This is a genomic window from Citrobacter sp. FDAARGOS_156 (genome assembly GCF_001559235.2).
Taxonomy (GTDB): domain Bacteria; phylum Pseudomonadota; class Gammaproteobacteria; order Enterobacterales; family Enterobacteriaceae; genus Citrobacter; species Citrobacter youngae.
In genome coordinates this window covers 2310805-2326621 of record NZ_CP014030.2, presented here as the reverse complement: position 1 = coordinate 2326621, position 15817 = coordinate 2310805, and the positions used below count along the sequence as shown (strand labels likewise).

Below are 15817 nucleotides of genomic sequence, written 5' to 3'. Positions count from 1 at the left end.
AGCAGCTTACCAGGAATAATCCGTAATAAATACAAACAGCACGCAATAATAAGCCCTCAGAGATTAACCCGAGGGCGGATATATCTTTTACAACCTTTCCAGCATCAGTCCCGCGCGTAAACCACAGGCCACATTTGGATTAGGAAAGAGAACATATTCAACGTTATGGGTGACGATAAAACGTTCATCACCATCCTGCGCCAGCAAGGTCCCCTCTTTAAAGGGGGTAAAGTTGAGCGTCTGGTTATCCATATGGAGAATAAAATCGTCGCTGCGTCGTGTAATTTGCGCCACCACGCGATAGCGCAGCGGAGATGTTTCTCCCGTAGGGATTCGCTCGCCTTGCAGCAGTTTCGCCAGCGCATCCGCCGTCTGCGCAAACTGGGACAGATCGTTTTGTCCAAACGGCAGCGCTTTACCCAGTTCCAGCGTACAGGCCAGCGCGCCAAAATGTCCAGCGCTAAAATGGGTGAACGTACCGCCAGGCGTCTGATGGAACACCAGCGCCTCAAGTCCTGCATCTCCCAGCCATCCCAGAAAATCTTCGTCCCAGGCAACATTACGTTGTGGCAGCACGCCAAAACGCAGATGCTGTGAGCCGCGAATCGCGGTATGCAGATCCAGATGCCAGCGTACTGACTCTTGCGCCCGCGCGTAAAAATCGTCCAGACACAGCTCAAGTTCATGGGCTCGGCGCGTTTCTTCACTCGCGGTAAAAATCTGCCAGCGGCCGCCAAACATACGGTTCAGATCGCTATGACAGTAGCGTTTGCCCGCAGCTAACGCCTGCGGATTGCCCAGGATCAGCAATAGCCGCCATGTCAGCGGCAGCTTGCCGCTAAACAACCCGGCCAACAATGTATCCAGTATTTCTACTGGTGCGGTTTCATTACCATGAATGCCCGCAGACAAAACCAGCGAACGCTCAACCGGAACAACCGGCGTCAGCTCCAGCATGCCATGCCCGATCCATTGCCAGTCAAAACCGTGAGCTTTCCCCCGGGTGGCATCTGGCGCCCCCCCCGCATGCGTCAGCGCAAGGAAATTATCCATGGCGTGTACGCTCCTGCTGGAAGGGATACACCGAACCGAGGTTGAGTAATTGCGTCAACGTATCCAGCGCTTCACGCCCTTCGCGCAGCAACTGCGGGTCAGCAAGGTCTGCGGCGGTAAGACGATCGCGATAGTAACGATCAACCCAGTTATTCAGCGTGTTAAACAGCACATCATTCATGAGAACCGCCGGGTTCACCGCCTGTTGCTCCTGTGGGGTTAACACGACCCGAAGGCGCAGACATGCCGGGCCACCACCGTTGGACATGCTTTCGCGCAGATCGAATACCCGTAGATCGTCAATCGGGTTGTCATCTTCAAGCAGACGGTTTAAATAATGCCATACCCCTGCATGCTCCCGGCATTCCTGCGGCAAGACCAACATCATTGAACCGTCATCACGACTGAGTAGCTGGCTGTTAAACAGATATGTTGCCACGGCATCCTGCACTGACACTTCAGCCAGGGGAACTTCCAGCGCCGTAAATCCCGCCACCTGGCTATGCAACTGCTGTAACAAAGCCTGCTGGTTGGCAAACGCCAATTCATGGCAAAACAGCACCTGACGATTTGATACCGCAATAACATCGTTATGAAACACACCAAGATCGATAACATCCGGGTTTTGCTGAGCAAAGATAATCTGATTAGGGTTCACCTGATTCAGGCGCGCAACAGCCTCGCTGGCTTCTCTGGATTGCCTCGCCGGATAACGCTTCGGATGCGCGCCGTTGCCCTCTTCACGACCATAGACAAACACCTGTATGCCGGGGTCGCCGTAATCACCACCGAGACGGTTATGGTTTGCCGCGCCTTCATCACCCAGTAACGCAACCTGGGGCAATGCACTATGGACCGTAAAGCGGCTCTCATCGCGGAAGATCGCGCTTAGCAACGCTTCTGTGGTTGGCGCTTCCAGTGAACGGTGGAACTTGTTATTCAGATTCGCGACCGTCAGATGCACTTTTCCGTCCAGCGAATCTGCCGAAGGACAGACCGTTGCCGCATTCGCCACCCACATCGGCGAAGCGGAACTGGCACTGGAGAGCCAGTGAGGTGCCTGCCGTGCCACCTTTTCCAGTACCTGCTCGTCACTGCCGCTAAATCCCAACTGCCGTAGCACCGGAATATAAGGCCGCTCATGGGGCGGGATCACCGCCTGGGGAAATCCCGCATCCGCCAGCGCTTTCATCTTTAGCAAACCCTGTTTCGCCGCCAGACGAGGGTTCGACACCTGAAAACGGTGTTTGGTTGAGGCCTCATTACCAAATGACAATCCAGCATAGTGGTGGGTCAGTCCCACCAGACCATCAAAATTAATCTCACGGGCTTTCATCGCTTATCCTCACGAGAAAAATCGAGTCCTGGGCTAAGCGCCGTTGGCAGCGTTAAGGCTGGTGATTCCAGACTTGCCATCGGCCAGGCGCAATAATCTGCGGCATACCACGCACTCGCACGATGGTTCCCGGACGCGCCAACCCCGCCAAACGGCGCTGTACTCGCCGCGCCGGTTAACGGCTTATTCCAGTTGACGATCCCTGCCCGCGCCTCCAACAGCAATTGATCAAATTGGCTGCGATCGGGTGAAACTAACCCACACGACAGTCCAAAACGGGTGTTGTTCGCCATGCGAATCGCGTCATCAAAGCTGTCATAGCGCCAGACGCCAAGCAGAGGGCCAAAAACCTCTTCATCAGGTACGTTCGCCGCCCCGGTCAGTTCGATGATGCCGGGGGTCAGCAGTGACGTTCCGGCTTTCACCAGACGCGGTGCTAACAGCGTACGGCCACCTAACGATGCCAGACGCTGCCAGGCATCATAGACATGCTGCGCGGCCTGTTCGGAAATCAGTCCGCCCATAAACGGCTGCGGTTGTGCATCCCAGTTGCCGGGCATTAAACGCTGACTAACTTCCACCAGACGCATCAGGAACGCATCACCCTGCGCGCCTTTTTTAACTAACAGGCGGCGGGCACAGGTACAGCGCTGTCCGGCGGTTACAAACGCAGATTGAATGGTCAGATGCACGGCGGCATCAATATCTTCCGGGTTCTCGATAATCAGCGGGTTGTTCCCTCCCATCTCGAGAGCGAGGATTTTTTCTGGCTGGCCAGATAACTGTCGATGCAGGTGATAACCGGTATTGGCGCTGCCGGTAAACAGCAGACCATCAAGGTCTTCCAGCGCGCTCAGGGCCTGCCCCGTTTCACGCCCGCCCTGTACCAGGTTCAGCACGCCCGGCGGTAATCCCGCCTGCGCCCACAGCTTTGCCACGGCTTCACCGGTCCACGGCGTCAGCTCGCTGGGTTTGAAAATCAACGTATTGCCTGCCAGCAATGCCGGAACAATATGGCCATTGGGTAAATGACCAGGGAAGTTATACGGACCAAAAACCGCCAGCACGCCGTGTGGGCGATGGCGCAACGTTGCCGCGCCATCCGGTAGTTCGCTGTGCTGCTCTCCGGTACGGGCATGGTAAGCTTTGACGGAGATGGCGATTTTATTGATCATCGCCGTCAGTTCAGTCGCGGCTTCCCAGCGTGGTTTGCCGGTTTCCTTGGCGATAATCTGGGTTAGCTCGGACTTATTGCTTTCCAGCAATGAAGCAAACTTTTCAACAATCGCCTGGCGTTCGCTGAAGGGCTGTTTAGCCCAACCGGCAAAAGCTGCACGCGCAGCCTGGCACGCTTGCGCCACCTGCGTGGCATCGGCATCATTGCCGTGCCACAGCACATCACCACCTACTGGGTTGGTTTTCACCCGACGCTCGCCCAGCCCCGTCACCCAGTCACCGTTTATCCATAGTGTCATGCTGTTTTCTCCTCTGCACAAAGACGCACAAAACGTACATGGTCGCCCGCGTGGCATTTCAGGGCATCCAGTTGTGCCGCCGTCAGTACCAGACGTTGGGTATCCGGGTCTGCGCGAACCAGCATGACGCGGAAGTTTTGATAGTTTTCATTGGCAACTAGACAAGCCGGATAATCGCCGGTTGCTGGCTGACCTTCCGCCACTTCCACCAGCCTGCTTTTACGTATTGCCCGCACCCGGTCAATATCGCATTCCAGCGTCGGCCCGCCGTCGAAAATATCGACATAGTTGCGATAGCGAAAGCCCTCTTTCTCCAGCACCGCCCGCGCGGGCGCCGTTTGCGGATGCACTTCGCCAATCACGCTTTGTGCTTCTTCCGACAGGAAGTGGGTGTAAATAGGGTGTTTAGGCATCAGCTCAGCAATAAAGGCTTTTTGTCCGGTGCCACAGAGAAAATCTGCGCGGCTGAATTCCATTGAAAAAAAACGTTTTCCGAGGCTTTGCCAGAACGGTGAATAACCGTGTTCATCAATGACACCCCGCATCTCTGCAACGACTTTTTCGTTAAAACGGTCACGAAACGCGGCCATGAACATAAAGCGCGACTTCGACAACAAATAGCCGTTACCTTCTTTACGCCAGTCCGGATCGAGAAACAGCGTGCAAAGCTCACTGCTTCCGGTGTGATCGTTACTGAGAAACAGCGTCGGCAATGCGTTATAGACATTCAACTCTTTCGAGGCATGCACCAGAGTACCGACCCGATAGTTGTACCAGGGATCGTTAAGCCCGACAGCCACCTCGATGGCGCAAATCCCGGCCACAGTTCCGCTGGCGCTGTCTTCCAGCACAAACACATATCCCTGCTCACTTTTGGGCAACTCACCGCGCCAGGTTTGTAGCGAACGTTCGATACGCGCCATTAGCGTCGCTTCATTCGCCGGTAGCGAGGTCAATCCGCCGCCGGTCTTACCGGCAAGCTGCATCAACGCGGTAATATCAGCACGTTCAATGGGACGAATCACCATCATGATGAACCTCCTGCTTTAATGCGTTCGCATGCCAGCGCAAAACGATCCAGCCCGGTTGCCACCTCTTCCTGGCTGACGTTTAACGCTGGCGCGAAACGCACCACGTTAGCGCCAGCAATCAGTACCATCACCCCTGCATTGGCCGCTTCTTGCGAGATGAGTTTTGCTTTCCCGGCATATTCCGCATTCAGTACGCAGCCGATCAGCAGTCCAAGCCCACGAATTTCGCTAAACAGTCCAAAACGTTCGTTAATGGCGTTAATACGTTCCACAAACCAGTCATGACGCTGTTTCACACCATTGAGGACTTCCGGCGTGTTAACAATTTCCAGCAGCTTACCCGCTACGGCAGTGGCTAATGGGTTTCCGCCGTAAGTTGTACCGTGAGTGCCCACGGTCATCACGCTGCTGCAACGTTCTGTGGTCAATAACGCCCCAATAGGAAAACCGCCGCCCAGCGCCTTTGCGGTAGTCAGCAGGTCCGGCGTAACGCCATAATGCATATAGGCATACAGCTCGCCAGTACGGCCAACCCCGGTCTGAACCTCATCAAAAATCAGCAGCGCATTATGGCGATCGCATAATTCACGCAGCCCCTGCAAAAACGCGTTTGTTGCCGGCACCACGCCGCCTTCGCCCTGGACAGGCTCGACGATGACCGCACAGGTAGTGTCATCAATCAGTTGGCTGGCAGAATCGAGATCGTTATACACGGCATGGCGGATATCCGGCGGCAGCGGCGCGAAATCCTGTGAATAGGCGGGCTGACCACCAGCGCTGACGGTAAACAGCGTGCGGCCATGGAAGGCATTTTTAAACGCCACAATCCCGCTCTTCTGGCTGCCAAAACGATCGTGGGCATATTTACGCGCCAGTTTTAGTGCCGCTTCGTTGGCTTCTGCGCCGGAGTTACAGAAGAAAATGCGCTCGGCGAAGGTAGCGTCAATCAGCTTTTTCGCCAGACGCAATACCGGCTCGTTGGTGTAGCCATTTCCTGTATGCCAGAATTTACTCGCCTGGTCGTTTAATGCCTCGCGCAATGCCGGATGGGCGTGACCCAGCGCGTTAACCGCAATGCCTCCCGCGAAATCGATATACTCTTTACCCTGCTGATCCCACAGACGTGAACCTTCACCCCGCACCGGAATAAAAGGGGCCGGAGCGTATACAGGCATCATCCATTCATCAAAATTTTCACGCGTAATTGACAGAGACATAGCGACCTCAACGGTAAATAAAAGGTTATTTATATGTTAATAAATATAGTGTTTGCGGTGTAAATGTAGATTGCAGGGTTCGTGCCAGCCAGCGAAAAAAGTGCATAAACGGAGGTCGAGGACGTAATATCAACAGGTTACAACACAGCAATATTCACTACATGTGCATATAAAGTGAATATGTTTGCGTAACAGGGGACTAATTAGAGGAAAAACCGAAATTTTATTCAGTCGCCAAATATAATTCTGGAATTGTGATCGTATACGAAATTTATCGGAAATTATTGCCCCATAGCGACGCGCTTCGCACCAAAACGGTGCAGTTTTTGCTCCATCGTTAACACCATTAGCAATCATTGTTGGAATCAGGTGACAAGAAGCAGTCAGTTCGTGGAAATTCTGCTACCATCCTTGCACTATTCATCTTACAAAGTGGCAGCGACTATGAAATTTGTCTCTTTTAATATCAACGGCCTGCGTGCCCGTCCTCATCAACTGGCAGCCATTGTTGAAAAACACCAACCGGATGTGATTGGCTTACAGGAGACAAAAGTTCACGACGATATGTTCCCTCTCGAAGAGGTAGCAAAGCTCGGTTACAACGTCTTTTATCACGGCCAGAAAGGCCATTACGGCGTCGCGTTGTTAACGAAAGAAACGCCAATTGCGGTACGTCGTGGCTTCCCGGGCGATGACGAAGAAGCGCAGCGTCGTATCATCATGGCAGAAATTCCGTCCCCTCTGGGCAGCATCACTGTGATCAACGGCTATTTCCCGCAGGGCGAAAGTCGTGACCATGAAACTAAATTCCCGGCCAAAGCCGCGTTTTATCAGAACCTGCAAAACTATCTTGAGACAGAGCTGAAGCGCGACAATCCGGTATTGATCATGGGCGATATGAATATTAGCCCAACCGATCTCGATATCGGCATTGGCGAAGAGAACCGTAAACGCTGGCTGCGTACCGGAAAATGTTCCTTCCTGCCGGAGGAGCGTGAGTGGATGGAACGCCTGCTGGGCTGGGGTCTGGTGGATACCTACCGTCACGCAAATCCTGAAAAGAATGACCAGTTCTCGTGGTTTGATTACCGCTCAAAAGGCTTTGACGATAACCGTGGTCTGCGAATTGATCTGCTGCTGGCAAGCAATCCGCTGGCGGAACGTTGCGAAGAAACCGGCATCGACTATGAAATTCGCAGCATGGAAAAACCGTCCGACCATGCGCCGGTATGGGCTAAATTCCGCGTCTGACCTCCTATGTTTTTTACTCTCCGGGCCCGGCCTGGAGAGTCTGTTTATTCTGTGCAAAATCAATAAAGCGGCGGTAATACATTGTTGCGGCCGGGAATTTATTATATCTTCGCGCGCACTTTTCGCTGACGAAAATGCTCCATTGCACTCGGTTTTACAGGAGACCCCCCATGAAAAAGAAGTTCGCATAAGGCAGAATACCGACTGCTGATTGTCGCGGTCCTGTTCTGCGTTCTGGCGGGAGTTTTCCATCATTATGGTCTGACCGACCTGATAACCAATCTCCATCATTTGCAAGATGTCATCCACCAAAGCGGGCTGTTCGGCTACGCGCTTTATATTCTACTATTTATCGTTGCGGCGCTGTGCCTGATACCCGGCAGCATACTGGTGATTGTCGGCGGTATCCTTTTCGGCCCACTGGTTGGCACGCTCATCTCTTTACTGGCAGCAACCGTTGCCTCGGCATTGTCATTTTTACTGGCACGCTGGCTTGGGCGGGAACTATTACTGAAACATGTCGGGCATACGGCGACGTTTCAGGCGATCGAAAAAGGGATTGCCCATAGCGGTATCGACTTTCTGATCCTGACCCGCCTCGTTCCACTGTTTCCTTATAATATTCAAAACTATGCTTACGGGCTGACTGCCATTCCGTTCTGGTCATTTACTCTGATTTCAGCTATCACCACGTTACCAGGTATCTTTATCTATACGCTGATGTCACACGAACTCGCCAGTGAAGGCATTACCCTGGTATTTATCGGTAAGCTCAGTATTGCAGGCATTGCCTTGTTTGCCCTCGTGCAGGCGGCAAAAGCCTGGGCCCGATACAAACATGTCGACCCCTCTGCAAATCGAGAGCTTGCCGGTAAATGAGAACGCTGAATAAAACGCAGACCAGAAAGTATTGCCGGGCTGGGTTCATTGCCCTGTTGGTAGTCGCGTTGATAGCGTGGGCATGGTTGCCCGACGTGAGAGACTTTCTTACGCAGAGCCTGACTGCATTTACCACGCTCGATCAGCATGCTCTTGAGAATTTTATTCGTTCTTACGGAACGCAGGCGGCGGTCGTTTCATTCTTCCTGATGATCTTGCAGGCCATCGTCGCCCCGCTTCCCGCTTTTGTGATCACCTTTGCCAACGCCTCGCTGTTTGGCGCATTTTGGGGCGGCATACTGTCCTGGAGCAGTGCGATGGCAGGTGCGGCGCTGTGCTTTTTTATTGCCCGTATTTTAGGTCGCGGTGCGGTAGAAAAGCTGACCGGAAAAACGGTGCTGAACAATATGGACGCTTTTTTCGAGCGCTATGGTAAGCACACCATTCTGGTCTGTCGCCTGTTACCTTTTGTACCGTTCGATCCAGTAAGCTACGCGGCAGGCCTGACCTCGATTCGTTTTCGTCATTTTTTCATCGCCACCGGCATCGGACAGTTACCCGCTACTATCGTCTATTCATGGGCGGGTAGCCTGTTAACCGGCGGTACATTTTGGTTTGTAACCGGCCTGTTCATCCTGTTCGCTCTGAGCGTAATAATTTCAGTGGCGAGAAGCCTTTATCTTGAACATCAACGAAAAAAAACCTGAGACTTCCCCCATTTTTAGCCATGGAGATACTATGCGTTACTGCTTATTGTGCCTGAGTTTAATGCTCTGTCCGCTGGCGACGTTTGCCCAGAACGACGGCTGGCAACAAATCAAAAATGATGCCCGCGGTCAGACGGTGTGGTTCAACGCCTGGGGTGGCGACAATGCAGTTAACCAGTATCTCGACTGGGTTAGCGGTGAGATGAAAACGCACTACGCCATTAACCTGAAAATCGTACGCCTGGCAGATGCCGCCGACGCTGTAAAACGCATCCAGACGGAAGCGGCATCCGGGCGAAAAACAGGCGGCTCTGTCGATTTATTGTGGGTTAACGGCGAAAACTTCCGCACCCTGAAAGAAGCCGGGCTGCTGCAAACTCAGTGGGCGCAAACGCTGCCTAACTGGCGCTATGTTGATACCCAGAAACCGGTGACCGAAGATTTCTCCGTTCCAACGGAGGGAGCTGAATCACCGTGGGGCGGTGCCCAACTCACCTTCATTGCCCGGCGCGATCTCACCGCGCAGCCGCCGCAATCTCCGCAGGCACTGCTTGAATTTGCGCAGGCGCACCCTGGCACGGTGACCTATCCGCGCCCGCCCGACTTTACCGGCACGGCGTTTCTGGAGCAGCTGTTAATATCGCTCACCACCAAACCACAAGCACTTAAAATCGCGCCTGATACAGCGACATTCGCCGACGTTACCGCGCCATTGTGGCATTATCTTGATACCTTGCACCCTGTACTTTGGCGTGAAGGCAAAGATTTTCCGCCCACGCCAGCACGAATGGATGCACTGCTCAATAGCGGCACCCTGCGTTTATCATTGACCTTTAACCCTGCCCACGCGCAGCAAAAAGTAGCCAGCGGCGAATTGCCTAAAAGCAGCTACAGTTTTGGTTTCTCACAGGGCATGCTCGGCAACGTGCACTTTGTTGCCATTCCGGCGAATGCCCGCGCCAGTGCCGGAGCAAAAGTCGTGGCAAACTTCCTGCTTTCGCCCGAAGCACAACTGCGTAAAGCCGACTCAACTGTCTGGGGAGATCCTTCGGTGCTTGATCCACAAAAATTACCTGTCGAACAGCGTGATGCGCTGCTGGCGCGGATCCCACAGGGACTCCCTGCCGTTCTGCCGGAACCGCATGCTGCCTGGGTAAACGCTCTGGAACAAGAATGGCTACGCCGCTACGGTACGCATTAATTTTGCTACTCTGGGCCATCATGGCGGCAGTTTATCTGCCGCTGGCGCCAGCGGCTTTCTCTCTGATAGCGCCAGCCCTTAGCCTAACCCATTGGCTGGCTCTCTTTGCCGACCCTCAACTTCCGCAGGCGTTACTGGCGACGCTTGTTTCCACAGGACTGGCTGCCGGCGGCGCACTGATCATCGCGCTGCTGGCAATCCTCGCTTTATGGCCCGGCGCAGGCTGGGCGCGACTAAGCACCCGTCTTCCGTGGCTGCTGGCGATCCCGCATGTTGCCTTCGCCACCAGCGTGCTGTTGGTTTTTGCCGAAGGCGGTAAAATCTGGCAATGGCTACCGTTCCTCAGCCCACAGCCAGACCGTTACGGCATTGGGCTTGGCGTGACGCTGGCGGTGAAAGAGAGCGCTTTTTTGTTATGGATCCTCTCGGCTCTACTGAGTGAAAAACAACTTTCGCAGCAGGTTATCGTGCTGGATTCGCTGGGTTACAACCGACTGCAATGCCTGAACTGGCTGGTACTGCCCGCTATCGGCCCGGCCTTAGGCAAAGCGATGCTGGCGATTGTTGCCTGGTCACTCTCCGTTGTGGATGTAGCAATCGTCCTTGGCCCCGGAAATCCGCCAACACTGGCAGTTTTGAGCTGGCAATGGCTCAGTCAGGGCGATGTCGAACAGCAGGCGAAAGGCGCACTCGCCAGCCTGTTACTGGTGCTGTTGCTCCTCATTATCGCGCTGGTGGGTTATTTGTTGTGGCGCGTCTGGCGACGTACTATCCCGGCAGTAAATGGTGAACGCCTGCGTTTTCCATCCTGTACAATCGAACGTTCATTAGTACAACTTTTGCCCCTTAACGGTGTGCTATGCGCACTGGTTCTGGCGCTGCTCGCCAACTATTCATCGCTAAATAGCGAGGCGCTCGGCAATAGTCTGCAACTGGGACTCGTCTCCAGCCTGCTGGCTCTGCTGATACTTTTTGCCTGGCTGGAATGGGGACCGCAAACCGGACACCGTTGGGTCTGGCTACCGCTGATTTTGCCTGCACTGCCGCTGGTAACCGGCCAGTATTTGCTGGCGTTATATGCCGGGCAGGATGGACTGATGAGGACCATTGTCTGGGGACACCTGCTATGGGTGATGCCCTGGATGCTATTTGTGCTTAAACCGGCCTGGCAGCGCATTGACCCGCGATTGATTTTGATTGCACAAACGCTTGGCTGGACGCGGGGCCGCATATTCTGGCAGGTAAAATGCCCGCTACTGGCTCGCCCGGCTCTGATTGCCTTCGCGGTCGGATTCTCTGTCAGTATCGCCCAGTATATGCCGACGCTGTGGTTAGGCGCTGGACGCTTTCCCACGTTGACAACCGAAGCGGTGGCATTAAGCAGCGGCGGTAGCACTGCGATTCTGGCAACTCAGGCGCTATGGCAGCTTCTTCTACCACTGCTCGTTTTCGCACTCGCAGCCATTCTCGCCGCGTGGATTGGCCGCTTTCGACAAGGACTCCGCTAATGCTCATTGTGCAAAACCTTTCGTTGTACCAGGGTGCGACTGCGCTGCTGAAGAACGTTACCTTTCAGGTTAATAAAAGTGACATTGTCACGATTATGGGTTCCTCCGGCAGTGGAAAGTCTTCGCTGTTTTCGTGGATGGTCGGGGCGTTGTCACCTCAATTTCAGGCATCAGGCGAGCTGTGGCTCAACGCACGACGCGTTGACGCTCTGCCTACGGCGCAGCGCCAGATTGGCATTCTGTTTCAGGATGCACTGCTGTTTGACCATTTCAGCGTTGGGCAGAATTTACTGCTGGCCCTACCCGCCACTCTACAGGGTTCCACCAGACGACATGCGGTGGAAAGCGCTCTCGCGCGTGCGGACCTGGCCGGTTTTTATTCGCGCGATCCGGCTTCGCTCTCCGGCGGACAACGTTCGCGAGTCGCTCTGCTCCGCGCGCTACTGGCGCAGCCCCAGGCGCTGTTACTCGATGAACCCTTTAGCAGGCTGGACACGTCGCTGCGCGATACCTTTCGCCGGTGGGTCTTTACCGAGGTACGTAAGCTGGGTATTCCAGTGGTACAGGTTACCCATGACGCGCAGGATGTCCCGCCAGCAGGCCGTGTATTTCAGATGGAAAACTGGGCGTGAATGTGGCGATATGCTGCGTTAACGCAAGGTTTTTACGTAACCGGCGGCACAGAATGTCGTCCTCTTTTTTTCAACGTCGGGCTATTCGATGAAACGTGTTTCTCAAATGACCGCGCTGGCACTGGCTTTAGGGCTCGCTTGCGCTTCTTCCTGGGCTGCTGAAACAGCACAGACGCTCACCCTCGACCAGTTACAGCAAAAGCAAGGCGCGGCGATCGATACCCGTCAGAGCGCTTTTTACAACGGCTGGCCGCAGTCGCTTAATGGTCCTTCAGGACACGAACCTTCCGCACTGAACCTGTCTGCCGCCTGGCTCGACAAGATGAATGATGAACAACTCAGCGCCTGGGTTAAATCACATCAACTCAACACTGACACGCCGGTGGCACTGTATGGCAGCGATAACGACATACAGGCTGTCAAAGCCCGCCTGCAAAAAGTGGGCTTTAACCATATCTCCACCCTCAGCGATGCGCTTACGGACCCAGCCCGCCTGCAACGTCTGCCGCACTTCGAACAGCTGGTGTACCCGCAGTGGCTGCACGACCTGCAGCAGGGTAAAAACGTAACTGCTAAACCGGCGGGCGACTGGAAAGTGATTGAGGCCGCCTGGGGCGCGCCGAAGTTGTATCTGCTGAGCCACATCCCTGGTGCGGGCTACATTGATACCAACGAAGTCGAAAGCGAACCGCTGTGGAACAAAGTGTCCGACGAACAGCTCAAAACGATGCTGGCGAAACACGGTATCCGCCATGACACCACGGTGATTTTATATGGCCGCGATGTCTATGCCGCTGCGCGCGTGGCGCAAATTATGCTGTACGCCGGCGTGAAAGATGTTCGTCTGCTCGACGGCGGCTGGCAAACCTGGTCCGACTCAGGTTTACCGGTCGAACGCGGCACGGCGCCATCGGTGAAACCAGAACCAGATTTCGGCGTGACCATTCCTGCCCAGCCGCAGTTGATGCTCGATATGGAACAGGCTCGCGGTCTGCTGCATCGCCAGGATGCGTCTTTGGTGAGCATTCGTTCATGGCCAGAATTTGTCGGTACCACCAGTGGCTACAGCTACATTAAGCCAAAAGGTGAGATTGCAGGCGCACGTTGGGGCCACGCAGGCAGCGACTCCACGCATATGGAAGATTTTCATAACCCGGATGGCACCATGCGCAGCGCGGATGACATCGCCGCCATGTGGAAGCAATGGAATATCCTGCCGAATCAACAGGTCTCTTTCTATTGCGGTACCGGCTGGCGCGCTTCAGAAACGTTTATGTATTCCCGTGCGATGGGCTGGAAAAACGTCTCCGTCTACGACGGCGGCTGGTATGAGTGGAGCAGCAATCCAAAAAATCCGGTTGCCAGCGGTGAACGGGGTCCGGACAGCAGCAAGTAATCTCTGATTATTCCTGGCGCTGAACTGTTTTCAGCGTCAGGTATCCGCTCCAGATCCGGGTAAACGTCGTCATCCAGCACAGCGCGCCAAAGACCCACGCCATCACGGCAAAATAGTCCGGGAACAGACACCCCAACACAAACAGCAAAATCGTCTCGGTACCTTCGGTCAGTCCCCCCAGATAATAAAACGATTTATGCGCGTAGCCCGGGTTATCAATTTGATGTTTCGCTGCCAGCGCGGCAAAGGCCAGAAAGCTGCTGCCGGTTCCCATAAAGGCGAACAGCAGCCAGCCACCAGCCAGCGAGTTAGCCACCGGATCGGCGAGCATAAAACCAAACGGCACTAAGGCGTAAAACAGAAAATCGAGCGAGATATCAATAAATCCGCCTGCGTCGGTTAGCCCTCTGCGCCGCGCCAGCGCCCCATCCAACCCATCAAAAAGCCGATTGAGCACAATGGCCGCCAGCGCTGCCAGATACCAGCCTAACGCCAGAAATGGCAAGGCCAACACGCCAATGGCAAAACCGACCAGCGTAAGCCCGTCCGGGGTAATCGCCGGTTTATCAATAATGCTTACGCAGCGATGCAAAAGCGGTTTTAATCGCGGATGAATATGACGATCAAGCATGCGGGCGTCCTATAAAGCTGTCGCACAGCCCCTGGGAAGGAATATCGAGAGCAGCATTAAAACGCGCCGAGAGATTTTGAAACGCAATCAACGCGGTCATTTCCGTAATGGCGTCCTCGGTAAAATGCTGCTTCATCTGCGCTTTCAGCGCAGCATCAACCTGTGGCGGCGTGGCAGTGACCGCATCGGCATAGGCCAGCGCTACTCGCTCTTCTGCGCTAAATAGCGCCGATTCTTGCCAGTTGGCAACCTGTAAGACTTTATCCAGCGCGCCACAGCGTTCAGCCAACCGTAAACTATTAGCATCAACGCAGAAAGCGCAGTGGCACACCTGAGAAACGCGGGTCATCAACAGCGCGCGCATCACCGGCGTTAAACGCGCCTTTTTACGCTCCAGAAATCCGACAAACAGCGCTACCAGCCAGAACAGAAACGGCATCCGCCCCCACCAGCGCGTAGGATGTAGCACATCGCCATAATGTTTTTTCTGCGTAGCAGCGAGCGGTTTTAGACTGGAAGGGATACGCGTTAACGGCTTTACCCACGACTGAGGTTCGTTCAACGGTGGCTCCTGAATACTTTAGATAAAACAAAGATAACGATAGTATGTCATTTTCTGTCGTTAGATCTTGATGAATATAATGAAAACCCTCGACGTGGTCGCCGCTATTATTGAACGTGATGGCAAAATTTTACTGGCTCAGCGTCCGCAGCATGCGGATCAGTCAGGCATGTGGGAGTTTGCCGGCGGTAAGGTTGAGCTGGGCGAAAGTCAGCCAGATGCGCTGGCCCGTGAACTGCGTGAAGAGTTGGGCATTGAGGCAGTCGTGGGGCGCTACATTGCCAGCCATCAACGCGAGGTTTCGGGCCGACTGATTCACTTACATGCCTGGCATGTACCGTCATATCAGGGAGAACTGAAGGCGTATGAGCATCAGGATATCGTCTGGTGTTCACCCGAAGAGGCGCTGCGTTATCCGCTGGCGCCTGCCGATATCCCGCTACTGGAAGCGTTTATTCTTTTACGCGACGCCAGACCAGCGGATTCGTGCTGATGGTTTTTTCATCGCGCTGGCACTGTAGCAGCACGCCATCGGCTTTAATCACCGCCCCTTCTGAATAGTTTTGATCCTGATAAATGCAGCACTGATTACATGGCTGCGCGCGCTGGCCGCTGGAACTAAACACTTCCGGCGGCACATTCACCTGCACGTCCGGGCGATAAAGCTGATTTGCCAGCGTCGCGCTGGACATCAGTGCCAACGCACCTGCCATGATTAAACGGCGCATATTCTTTCCTTTTTAACTGACATCTATGCTCAGTATAACGGTATAAACCGGCAGAAACTTTAGCCTCTTCGATCATCGTTTTTGGTTATGACCCACGACGCAATATTAATTTACTTAGCGGGATTAATTTTTTCTTGCGTCTCGTCACAGTGCTGGTGGTATAGTCAAAAACTGCAAAACACTTAACACAAATATCAAAAATATAACCAT

General features: G+C 54.1%; 16 protein-coding genes. 8 read left to right on the top strand and 8 right to left on the bottom strand.

Going from position 1 to position 15817, the window contains the following annotated elements:
- Positions 1 to 87: 87 nt before the first annotated feature.
- The 5 genes from astE to astC are packed head-to-tail and all read right to left on the bottom strand — an operon-like array spanning position 88 to position 6112.
- Positions 88 to 1053 carry a succinylglutamate desuccinylase gene (gene astE / locus AL515_RS11250; RefSeq protein WP_061067777.1) on the bottom strand — a complete coding sequence of 322 codons (966 nt, stop codon included), beginning with the start codon at positions 1051 to 1053 and terminating at the stop codon, positions 88 to 90.
- Positions 1046 to 2389 (bottom strand): N-succinylarginine dihydrolase, encoded by a 1344-nt coding sequence (gene astB, locus AL515_RS11245; RefSeq protein WP_061067776.1) that lies wholly within the window; start codon positions 2387 to 2389, stop codon positions 1046 to 1048. The genes astE and astB overlap by 8 nt, the downstream gene beginning before the upstream one ends.
- The gene (astD, locus tag AL515_RS11240; protein ID WP_061067775.1) at positions 2386 to 3864 is read right to left on the bottom strand and encodes a succinylglutamate-semialdehyde dehydrogenase; all 1479 of its coding nucleotides are present in this window, start codon (positions 3862 to 3864) and stop codon (positions 2386 to 2388) included. The genes astB and astD overlap by 4 nt, the downstream gene beginning before the upstream one ends.
- Positions 3861 to 4895: an arginine N-succinyltransferase gene (astA, locus tag AL515_RS11235; RefSeq protein ID WP_048211892.1), complete on the bottom strand. Its 1035-nt coding sequence runs from the start codon at positions 4893 to 4895 to the stop codon at positions 3861 to 3863. The genes astD and astA overlap by 4 nt, the downstream gene beginning before the upstream one ends.
- A complete protein-coding gene (gene astC, locus AL515_RS11230; RefSeq protein ID WP_061067774.1) occupies positions 4892 to 6112 on the bottom strand; it encodes a succinylornithine/acetylornithine transaminase in 1221 nt (406 codons plus the stop codon). The genes astA and astC overlap by 4 nt, the downstream gene beginning before the upstream one ends.
- Before the next feature lie 444 nt (positions 6113 to 6556).
- Between astC and xthA the strand changes: the two genes are divergently transcribed.
- The 7 genes from xthA to AL515_RS11190 all read left to right on the top strand — a co-directional run bounded on the left by xthA (position 6557) and on the right by AL515_RS11190 (position 13686).
- The gene (gene xthA / locus AL515_RS11220) at positions 6557 to 7363 is read left to right on the top strand and encodes an exodeoxyribonuclease III (protein WP_003030642.1); all 807 of its coding nucleotides are present in this window, start codon (positions 6557 to 6559) and stop codon (positions 7361 to 7363) included.
- A gap of 222 nt (positions 7364 to 7585) precedes the next feature.
- On the top strand, positions 7586 to 8242 hold the full coding sequence (locus AL515_RS11215; RefSeq protein WP_192575277.1) for a TVP38/TMEM64 family protein: 657 nt from the start codon (positions 7586 to 7588) through the stop codon (positions 8240 to 8242).
- A complete protein-coding gene (locus AL515_RS11210; RefSeq protein ID WP_048211895.1) occupies positions 8239 to 8949 on the top strand; it encodes a TVP38/TMEM64 family protein in 711 nt (236 codons plus the stop codon). Before AL515_RS11215 ends, AL515_RS11210 begins: the two co-directional genes overlap by 4 nt.
- Positions 8950 to 8980: 31 nt before the next feature.
- The gene (locus AL515_RS11205; protein ID WP_061067773.1) at positions 8981 to 10150 is read left to right on the top strand and encodes an ABC transporter substrate-binding protein; all 1170 of its coding nucleotides are present in this window, start codon (positions 8981 to 8983) and stop codon (positions 10148 to 10150) included.
- Complete coding sequence (locus AL515_RS11200) at positions 10123 to 11658, top strand: hypothetical protein (RefSeq protein WP_061067772.1); 1536 nt, start codon at positions 10123 to 10125, stop codon at positions 11656 to 11658. The genes AL515_RS11205 and AL515_RS11200 overlap by 28 nt, the downstream gene beginning before the upstream one ends.
- The gene (locus AL515_RS11195; RefSeq protein ID WP_048211898.1) at positions 11658 to 12290 is read left to right on the top strand and encodes an ATP-binding cassette domain-containing protein; all 633 of its coding nucleotides are present in this window, start codon (positions 11658 to 11660) and stop codon (positions 12288 to 12290) included. The genes AL515_RS11200 and AL515_RS11195 overlap by 1 nt, the downstream gene beginning before the upstream one ends.
- An 88-nt stretch (positions 12291 to 12378) precedes the next feature.
- Positions 12379 to 13686, top strand: a complete 1308-nt coding sequence (locus tag AL515_RS11190) for a rhodanese-like domain-containing protein (protein WP_061067771.1) — start codon at positions 12379 to 12381, stop codon at positions 13684 to 13686.
- Between the two features lie 7 nt (positions 13687 to 13693).
- Here the strand turns inward: AL515_RS11190 and AL515_RS11185 are convergent, their stop codons facing one another.
- Both AL515_RS11185 and AL515_RS11180 read right to left on the bottom strand, forming a co-directional pair.
- Positions 13694 to 14317 (bottom strand): CDP-alcohol phosphatidyltransferase family protein, encoded by a 624-nt coding sequence (locus AL515_RS11185; protein ID WP_061067770.1) that lies wholly within the window; start codon positions 14315 to 14317, stop codon positions 13694 to 13696.
- On the bottom strand, positions 14310 to 14879 hold the full coding sequence (locus tag AL515_RS11180) for a carboxymuconolactone decarboxylase family protein (protein WP_061067769.1): 570 nt from the start codon (positions 14877 to 14879) through the stop codon (positions 14310 to 14312). Before AL515_RS11180 ends, AL515_RS11185 begins: the two co-directional genes overlap by 8 nt.
- A gap of 79 nt (positions 14880 to 14958) precedes the next feature.
- Here AL515_RS11180 and AL515_RS11175 point away from each other — a divergent pair, with 79 nt between their 5' ends.
- Complete coding sequence (locus tag AL515_RS11175; protein ID WP_048211902.1) at positions 14959 to 15372, top strand: pyrimidine (deoxy)nucleoside triphosphate diphosphatase; 414 nt, start codon at positions 14959 to 14961, stop codon at positions 15370 to 15372.
- Here AL515_RS11175 and AL515_RS11170 read toward each other — a convergent pair.
- Positions 15332 to 15607 carry a YnjH family protein gene (locus tag AL515_RS11170; RefSeq protein ID WP_061067768.1) on the bottom strand — a complete coding sequence of 92 codons (276 nt, stop codon included), beginning with the start codon at positions 15605 to 15607 and terminating at the stop codon, positions 15332 to 15334. The two genes, AL515_RS11175 and AL515_RS11170, sit on opposite strands and share 41 nt — an antisense overlap.
- Positions 15608 to 15817: the final 210 nt, after the last annotated feature.

Coding starts and splice junctions, on each gene's coding strand:
- astE (WP_061067777.1), bottom strand. CDS start 1,053: ATGGATAATTTCCTTGCGCTGACGCATGCGGGGGGGGCGCCAGATGCC.
- astB (WP_061067776.1), bottom strand. CDS start 2,389: ATGAAAGCCCGTGAGATTAATTTTGATGGTCTGGTGGGACTGACCCAC.
- astD (WP_061067775.1), bottom strand. CDS start 3,864: ATGACACTATGGATAAACGGTGACTGGGTGACGGGGCTGGGCGAGCGT.
- astA (WP_048211892.1), bottom strand. CDS start 4,895: ATGATGGTGATTCGTCCCATTGAACGTGCTGATATTACCGCGTTGATG.
- astC (WP_061067774.1), bottom strand. CDS start 6,112: ATGTCTCTGTCAATTACGCGTGAAAATTTTGATGAATGGATGATGCCT.
- xthA (WP_003030642.1), top strand. CDS start 6,557: ATGAAATTTGTCTCTTTTAATATCAACGGCCTGCGTGCCCGTCCTCAT.
- AL515_RS11210 (WP_048211895.1), top strand. CDS start 8,239: ATGAGAACGCTGAATAAAACGCAGACCAGAAAGTATTGCCGGGCTGGG.
- AL515_RS11205 (WP_061067773.1), top strand. CDS start 8,981: ATGCGTTACTGCTTATTGTGCCTGAGTTTAATGCTCTGTCCGCTGGCG.
- AL515_RS11200 (WP_061067772.1), top strand. CDS start 10,123: ATGGCTACGCCGCTACGGTACGCATTAATTTTGCTACTCTGGGCCATC.
- AL515_RS11195 (WP_048211898.1), top strand. CDS start 11,658: ATGCTCATTGTGCAAAACCTTTCGTTGTACCAGGGTGCGACTGCGCTG.
- AL515_RS11190 (WP_061067771.1), top strand. CDS start 12,379: ATGAAACGTGTTTCTCAAATGACCGCGCTGGCACTGGCTTTAGGGCTC.
- AL515_RS11185 (WP_061067770.1), bottom strand. CDS start 14,317: ATGCTTGATCGTCATATTCATCCGCGATTAAAACCGCTTTTGCATCGC.
- AL515_RS11175 (WP_048211902.1), top strand. CDS start 14,959: ATGAAAACCCTCGACGTGGTCGCCGCTATTATTGAACGTGATGGCAAA.
- AL515_RS11170 (WP_061067768.1), bottom strand. CDS start 15,607: ATGCGCCGTTTAATCATGGCAGGTGCGTTGGCACTGATGTCCAGCGCG.